The 6,238-nt window shown below is 44.5% G+C and carries 7 protein-coding genes and 2 tRNA genes; 5 read left to right on the top strand and 4 right to left on the bottom strand.

Annotated elements, in window-relative coordinates; genetic code table 11:
* Nucleotides 1-336: TRL-like family protein (locus tag K2Q26_11245; GenBank protein MBY0316088.1), on the top strand; the 336-nt coding region annotated here is incomplete at its 5' end.
* 55 nt (nucleotides 337-391) lie between these two features.
* On the opposite strand, the gene K2Q26_11240 is transcribed toward K2Q26_11245, so the two are convergent.
* A complete protein-coding gene (locus K2Q26_11240; GenBank protein MBY0316087.1) occupies nucleotides 392-1,039 on the bottom strand; it encodes a hypothetical protein in 648 nt (215 codons plus the stop codon).
* Nucleotides 1,040-1,203: 164 nt separating this feature from the next.
* Here K2Q26_11240 and K2Q26_11235 point away from each other — a divergent pair, with 164 nt between their 5' ends.
* Nucleotides 1,204-1,866, top strand: a complete 663-nt coding sequence (locus K2Q26_11235) for a hypothetical protein (GenBank protein ID MBY0316086.1) — start codon at nucleotides 1,204-1,206, stop codon at nucleotides 1,864-1,866.
* A 2-nt stretch (nucleotides 1,867-1,868) separates the two neighbouring features.
* On the opposite strand, the gene K2Q26_11230 is transcribed toward K2Q26_11235, so the two are convergent.
* The 3 genes from K2Q26_11230 to K2Q26_11220 form a co-directional block, all read right to left on the bottom strand.
* Nucleotides 1,869-2,387 (bottom strand): GNAT family N-acetyltransferase, encoded by a 519-nt coding sequence (locus K2Q26_11230; GenBank protein ID MBY0316085.1) that lies wholly within the window; start codon nucleotides 2,385-2,387, stop codon nucleotides 1,869-1,871.
* Nucleotides 2,388-2,443: 56 nt separating this feature from the next.
* Complete coding sequence (locus K2Q26_11225; protein ID MBY0316084.1) at nucleotides 2,444-4,399, bottom strand: PAS domain-containing protein; 1,956 nt, start codon at nucleotides 4,397-4,399, stop codon at nucleotides 2,444-2,446.
* Nucleotides 4,400-4,595: 196 nt separating this feature from the next.
* Nucleotides 4,596-4,672 (bottom strand) — tRNA-Arg (locus tag K2Q26_11220).
* Nucleotides 4,673-4,761: 89 nt separating this feature from the next.
* Between K2Q26_11220 and gmhA the strand changes: the two genes are divergently transcribed.
* The 3 genes from gmhA to K2Q26_11205 all read left to right on the top strand — a co-directional run.
* Complete coding sequence (gene gmhA / locus K2Q26_11215; protein ID MBY0316083.1) at nucleotides 4,762-5,349, top strand: D-sedoheptulose 7-phosphate isomerase; 588 nt, start codon at nucleotides 4,762-4,764, stop codon at nucleotides 5,347-5,349.
* Nucleotides 5,350-5,402: 53 nt separating this feature from the next.
* Nucleotides 5,403-5,495 (top strand) — tRNA-Ser (locus tag K2Q26_11210).
* Between the two features lie 216 nt (nucleotides 5,496-5,711).
* Nucleotides 5,712-6,238 (top strand): hypothetical protein (locus K2Q26_11205; GenBank protein ID MBY0316082.1); only part of this gene is annotated, 527 nt, incomplete at its 3' end.

The following is a 6,238-nucleotide window of genomic DNA, read 5'->3' as shown; positions in this document are numbered from 1 at the left end:
AAGTGCATGATTATCAGGGAGATTAAAATGAAAAATATCGTATTTGCATTAGGAGCTCTTATTTTTGCAACTGGTTGCGCTAGCGCTGCAAAGCCCGTTGTTGGCGTCATTTACAGTGATGTTAAATTTGCTCAAAACGCAACCGATGCTTCTGGAGCTAGTAAAACCGGTATGGCTTGCGCTCAGTCGATCCTTGGAATCGTTGCCATGGGCGATGCTTCACTCCAAGCTGCTAAAAAAGACGGTAACATTACTACGGTAAGCTCTGTAGACGGTCACTCTACAAACATTCTTGGATTCTTTGCTAAGTATTGCACCATCGTAAAAGGGAACTAAGCTTTTTACTGATGATCAAACTAGTAGATGGCCGACACCGTTCGGCCATTTTCATTTAAATAACTATAGGTAGGTCACCATAAATCGCCTGCCCGTACAGCAACTCAATATCCATCGACCTTAATTTGAGGTGAATCTCTTTTTTGAGTTCGGACAGTCTCGAATTGGCCGATTCTAAAATCAAACTCAAGTGATCAGCAAAATCTTTTAAAAATTTATCATCGAAAAATGAGGCTTTCACGCTGTAATCCCCAACGCCAACGATTTCACGATTTCGGGGATGGAGTAAAACCGAAGATTTCGCCGACTCAAATTTTGTACTTCCAGCAAAAGACTGCGCGTGTTTGTAAAACTCAAGAACCTCATGATGAATCGTGGTCGACTTCAGCATCGTGGAAAGCTGCTCGCTCCATGGCGAGCCGTGATTGAAAAATCGACCATAAAACATAACTGCCCCCATAAAAACTCCCTGAGCCGTCACGGATTCGTAATTTTTCATTTGATGCAATAACTCAATCAATGAATGGGAACTCTCTAAATTTTTTTTGAATAAGGTCAGTGCGTCGAGCGCTCTCCCTTCTTCGGGTAGAATTTGAGTGAGATCAATCCACGGACAAGTTTCCCCATCAATTTTGGCAAAAAGTTCGAGATCGTCGCCCGGTTTAAAATGAAGTTGCGCTGGGTTTTTCGATTTGTTGTCCATCCCCCCATTATCGGACAACCCACCCTACTATTGAATCACATAAGTTGAGGCATACACCTTCGTCTTATATTGATACATTTTCCTAAGACCTTTATCGAGTTATGGGAATGCGATTGGACGCGTTTTCGTGGAATGGTATTCTAAAGACTCGGAAAAAGGGAGACATGATGAATAAATTTATTATCTTAATAATGAGCCTAATTTTAACAAGCACATTGGCATGGGCTCAGGACGACGAAGAGGAAAACGCTCCGCCCGTTCCTCCACCTTCTTCCGCCTCTACTGACAATTCTGTCGATAGTTCCGGCTCCACTTCGAATGTTTCGGACTCGGAAGTTAACTCTGATGACGGTGCTCCTCGAGAAAATGCATCGCAAAGACAAAATCGAAGAAAGCGCGGCAAATTTGGGAACCGAGACAACGATTCTGGAGGCGAGGGCGGTGATCAAGATCAACAGGCCTTTAAAGAAGGTCGTAAAAATCAAGCCAAGAAAAAAATGATGATGAAAAAGAAAAGAAAAATGAATCGTGATCAAGATTCCGTTGGCGAAAATTCGGAGGAAGGACCAATGCTAGAGGATGGCGCCGCCCCCGAAGATAATCCTCGATTTAATAAAAAACGCATGAAGATGCGACAGAGGAGAGGGATCGCTAGTGAAGACGGTGGCGAACCTGCGACCTCCGATCAAGACGCGACGGCTTCCGGCGACGAAGGCCAACAGCAAAATAAAAAAATGCGCATGATGAAGAAGCGTCGGATGCAAATGAAGAAAAAAGGAAGTGATGCCAATGCCGCCGGTGATGAATCGGGCATGGCCGATGAATAACGTTAAAGGCCTTTTTTCAACTCAATGAGTTTTAATCCGCTGACTTTAGGAAGCCCAAAATGAGGATCATGTTCGGGAAAGGGCTTTTCCTCTCCGGTTATAAGATATCCCTTACGCTCATAGAATTCGATCAGCTCGCGGCGTAGGGGAATGACATCCATCACCAGATATCCACAGCCCCAACTTCGAGCTATAGACTCACAATGAGTTAACATTCGTGACCCATAACCTTGTGCCTGGAGCCGGGGATTCACTGTCAACATTCCAAGGTAAGCCGTTATCGAATCTTTATGTTCTAGATAAACACAGCCTAATAGATCTTCTCCCTCGAACATCAATTCTATCCGAGACTTAGGGTTGCGAATCATTTCCTCGATGCCGACCGCATCGGTGCGCTGGCCCCCCAGAATATCGGCCTCGGTGGTCCAACCCGCTTTCGAGCTATCCCCTCGGTAGGCCGAGTTGACAAGATCTGCAATCACTTGAGATTGACTGACTTTCGCCGTTTTAAAAACCAACATAGCGTTTAATCTAGCAAGGTAGAATCAACGGCTCAACTGTTTACTTCGACAACGAATCAATTACAGGATCGAGTCTCTAGCGAAGAAGATGCTTTATCCTCTGTGAACATTTTAGTTAAGGTATCGCGGAAAGATTTAAGATCAAAAGGTTTTGTGAGGCGGATGGGTTCAATAAAGCCACCCAGTCGGACCTCGGGAGCGGAGCCACTTTCTTGGGACTCCGCGATCACTCTGCCGGTCACCAAAAAGACTTTGGGTGGCTTTGCCCCATTTAACTTTTCGATCTCAGCGATGAGTTTTTCTCCATTCATAATTGGCATCTGCGAATCGGTAATCAGCACATCAATGGGATGGACCCGTATTCGCTCAAGCGCCTCTCTTCCATTCGAAGCACTCAAAACCTTAAATCCTAAATCAGCTAACATCTCACAGAGAATATCGCGAAGATCGGGCTCATCATCAACCACCATTGCCACGTATTTTGTTAATGGGTTCTCTGCAATAGTCCCCGTCGGAACGGAATTCAGTGGAGGTATTAACGCCAATGTCTCTTCGAAATTAAAAAAGTCATTCTGCACGGCTGGAGGAGAAAACACGGGAAACCGCAAGGTAAACTCAGAACCTACGTTATGGCAGACAACACTGAGTTCTCCACTCATTTCTTTGACCAAAGACATAGTTAGACTAAGTCCCATGCCCGTTCCTTGCCCCACGGGTTTTGTCGTAAAAAAAGGATTAAAGATTTTTTCGCGAATATCTTCGGAAATTCCCGTACCGGAGTCTTTGACCGAAATATAAACATGCTTGTCTTTAATCGACACCGAAATGGAAATATTCTTAATGAGCGAAGAGAGAACAGCGTCTTTCGCATTTGTGACAAGATTAAGGATGCACTGCTGAAACTTCCCCATATCCCCATTGATCCATATCTCCGGCTCATCGTATTCAACAACAAGGTTAATGCTGTATTTCGCATAAACGTCTCTCATTAGAGATATACACTGATCAATTGCATCAATGACATTAAATGGATGGGGCTCAACGGCATCGACCCGAGCAAGCCCTCTTAGGCCGTTGATGATGCTGGTGATTCGCTTAAGAGCGATATTAATTTTATGAAACTTGGCCATTGAACTCTCATCCAGTAACCCACGTTGCTGATGCAAAATACGAATCTGTTGAACATACCCGGAAATGACCGCCAGAGGATTATTAATTTCGTGACCGACACCCGCGGCTAGCTCCCCTATCTGCGCCAAACGCTCTCGGTGATTGTGCTGCATTTGCTGCTCACGCAACTTTTTAAATTCGGTAATATCTCTTTGGATCACAACCCAGTGGGTGAACCAATTCGTTTCGTCGGAAACCGGAGAAATCCGAACCTCTGACACAAAAGTTTCTCCGTTTTTTTTATAATTGATGAGTTCTGCAGATGCGGGCTTCCAGTGTTTTACTCCAAGGTGAAGCTTGTGGAGCTCCTCTTGAGATGTTTGAGGTCCGGGGAGAATATCAAAAGTTTGACCAATCACTTCATCACGACTGTACCCCGTCAAACCTTCGAACGCCCGATTGGCGTAAAGAATTTTAAGTGAACGGTAATCTCCAGGTTCGGCATCACAAATGATCACGGTGTCAGAGATGGCATTCATTGTATGATTGTCCATCTTGGGAATCAGCGTATCCAGCTTTTCCATTCGCTGCAGATGTATGCGGACCCTCAAGTGCACAAGATCCTTCCCATTAAATTCGAATCGTCGAGTGGCGACTTCATCGGCAGAATTATACCCATGCACGGGCCAATCAAAATACGAAGTTTTATGATGGACCTGAGCAAATCGAGCGTAATGGATGATTCTCCCCGCCAATTCGATGTCATGATCCAAAACAACGGTGCTAAAATTCTGATTTTCCACTTGCGAACTTTTTAAGGTGAAAAACTCGTTTTGAAAGCTTCCTTCCCAAAAGTAGTCAGGGTGGTCCCGAAGAAATTTAAAGAACTTTTCACATTCCATGATTCAGCTTCTATTGTTGGTGTTGTACTGATTTTTCTAGAGCATCGAGAACCTGTCAATTTATGGAAAATCTTTCAAGATCAAACGCGAGTTCTATTGCACGAGCCTTAAGAAAGATTAACACATGTCTAGATAATTTCTGTTTATCTAGACTTTTACGAGTAAGAATGAATGGGTAACTGAGGTAAAGAAAAAGTGGTGCGCCGGGAAGGAGTCGAACCTCCGACCACATGATTCGTAGTCATGTACTCTATCCAGCTGAGCTACCGGCGCACGATGAGTCAACTTTCCAAAATGGAAACGTTGGGTTTAAAATTTTTTGTATTTAAAAGCAAGTACTCTCTGGTGTAAGATACTCGGCTATGGATAATCTACAAGTGTGGCGACAAAGCCTTTCTGATGCTCAAACTTTATTAAAACAGTTCTGTGAGACTCCGGGAACCTGGGACGTTCTGCAAAAATTTAGCGCCCAACTGACAGAGATTTACGAACGCGGTGGAAAAGTGTTTATTTGCGGCAACGGCGGGAGCCATTGTGACGCGATGCATTTCGCCGAAGAACTGACCGGTCGCTACCAAAAAGATCGACGACCCTTAGGAGCTCTGGCCCTTGGAGACGCCTCGCATGTGACCTGTGTCACCAACGACTACGGCTTTGAACACATCTTTTCGCGCCAACTTGAGGGTTTAGGGAGAAAGGGCGATGCATTAATCGGGCTTTCCACCAGTGGCAATTCTCAGAACATCATTACGGCGGTCGAAAAAGCCAAAGAGATGGGAATTTATACAATTGCCCTGCTAGGTAAAGGCGGCGGAAAAATGAAATCCCTCGCAGATCTTTCGATTATTGTGCCTGGTTCCACTTCCGATCGGATTCAGGAGATACACATGGCCCTATTGCACACTGTGATCGAAACGATCGAGCGAAAGCTATTCCCGGAAAACTATTGATCGCTCAAAAGGCCTGTGGCAAGTTGAGCCTACAGCTAAAAATCATGTTTTACGGAGACGTGGGTGAGTGGCTGAAACCAGTTGTTTGCTAAACAACCGAATTGGGATAACCAGTTCCGGCAGTTCGAATCTGCCCGTCTCCGCCATTAAAATTCAATATTCTGAATACCGCTAACAAGTGATACCAAACGCTACTCTTCCCTCAAACAAAAACGAGGCTTTGATCTTCTGTTGCTAAATTCACTCACTCGACCTTTGTGCATTTTACTCATTCTGAGCTTTTAAAATTCCACAATCCATAATTTTTCCCTCAAAATAACCGATATGTTGAAGTTAAAAAAAATTAACAAAAACGAGGGAAAATGAAAAAGTACACCACCATAGGTAAAGCAGCATTGATGTTCAGTTTAATAACGCCCTTATTCACCGCAGGTTGCTCCTCCGGGAGTAGAAGCTCACTTTCGGGATCGGTATTGTCCGAATTGAAAGACGATCTCTCTCAGGCCTCTGCATCTTCAATTTCTAGCAAGATATTTTTGATGCTGAATAATAAAAATAGCGATAGCGAGATCAACGTTCTTTCGGTGACATTGAGTGAAGAGCAGATTGCTCAGATCATCCAAGGAGCCACCGATGCGTTGCAAAGGGAAGTGACAGCAAATTCGGTGGACTTGGTCCAAATTTTACCGGTGATTGCAAAAGGTGCCACGGGAGTTCTCGACGAGATTGGCGTTTCGGAAGCTTCAGCTCGTATCCAAATTCTCAGAGTCATTGGTCAATCCTTGGTGGAATCTCTCAATGGACGCCAAACATTTTTAACTTTTGGGCCGGGAACTACCGCCTCAACTCCCTTCAATACGGCCGTCAGCACTTTGGCCTCCGCATTTGT

The organism is Bdellovibrionales bacterium (assembly GCA_019750295.1).
Lineage (GTDB): Bacteria > Bdellovibrionota > Bdellovibrionia > Bdellovibrionales > JAGQZY01 > JAIEOS01.
Note: the sequence above shows the minus strand (reverse complement) of the source record. Positions and strands in the feature narration are given on the sequence as shown.

Coding starts and splice junctions, on each gene's coding strand:
- K2Q26_11240 (MBY0316087.1), bottom strand. CDS start 1,039: ATGGACAACAAATCGAAAAACCCAGCGCAACTTCATTTTAAACCGGGC.
- K2Q26_11225 (MBY0316084.1), bottom strand. CDS start 4,399: ATGGAATGTGAAAAGTTCTTTAAATTTCTTCGGGACCACCCTGACTAC.
- gmhA (MBY0316083.1), top strand. CDS start 4,762: ATGGATAATCTACAAGTGTGGCGACAAAGCCTTTCTGATGCTCAAACT.
- K2Q26_11235 (MBY0316086.1), top strand. CDS start 1,204: ATGATGAATAAATTTATTATCTTAATAATGAGCCTAATTTTAACAAGC.
- K2Q26_11230 (MBY0316085.1), bottom strand. CDS start 2,387: ATGTTGGTTTTTAAAACGGCGAAAGTCAGTCAATCTCAAGTGATTGCA.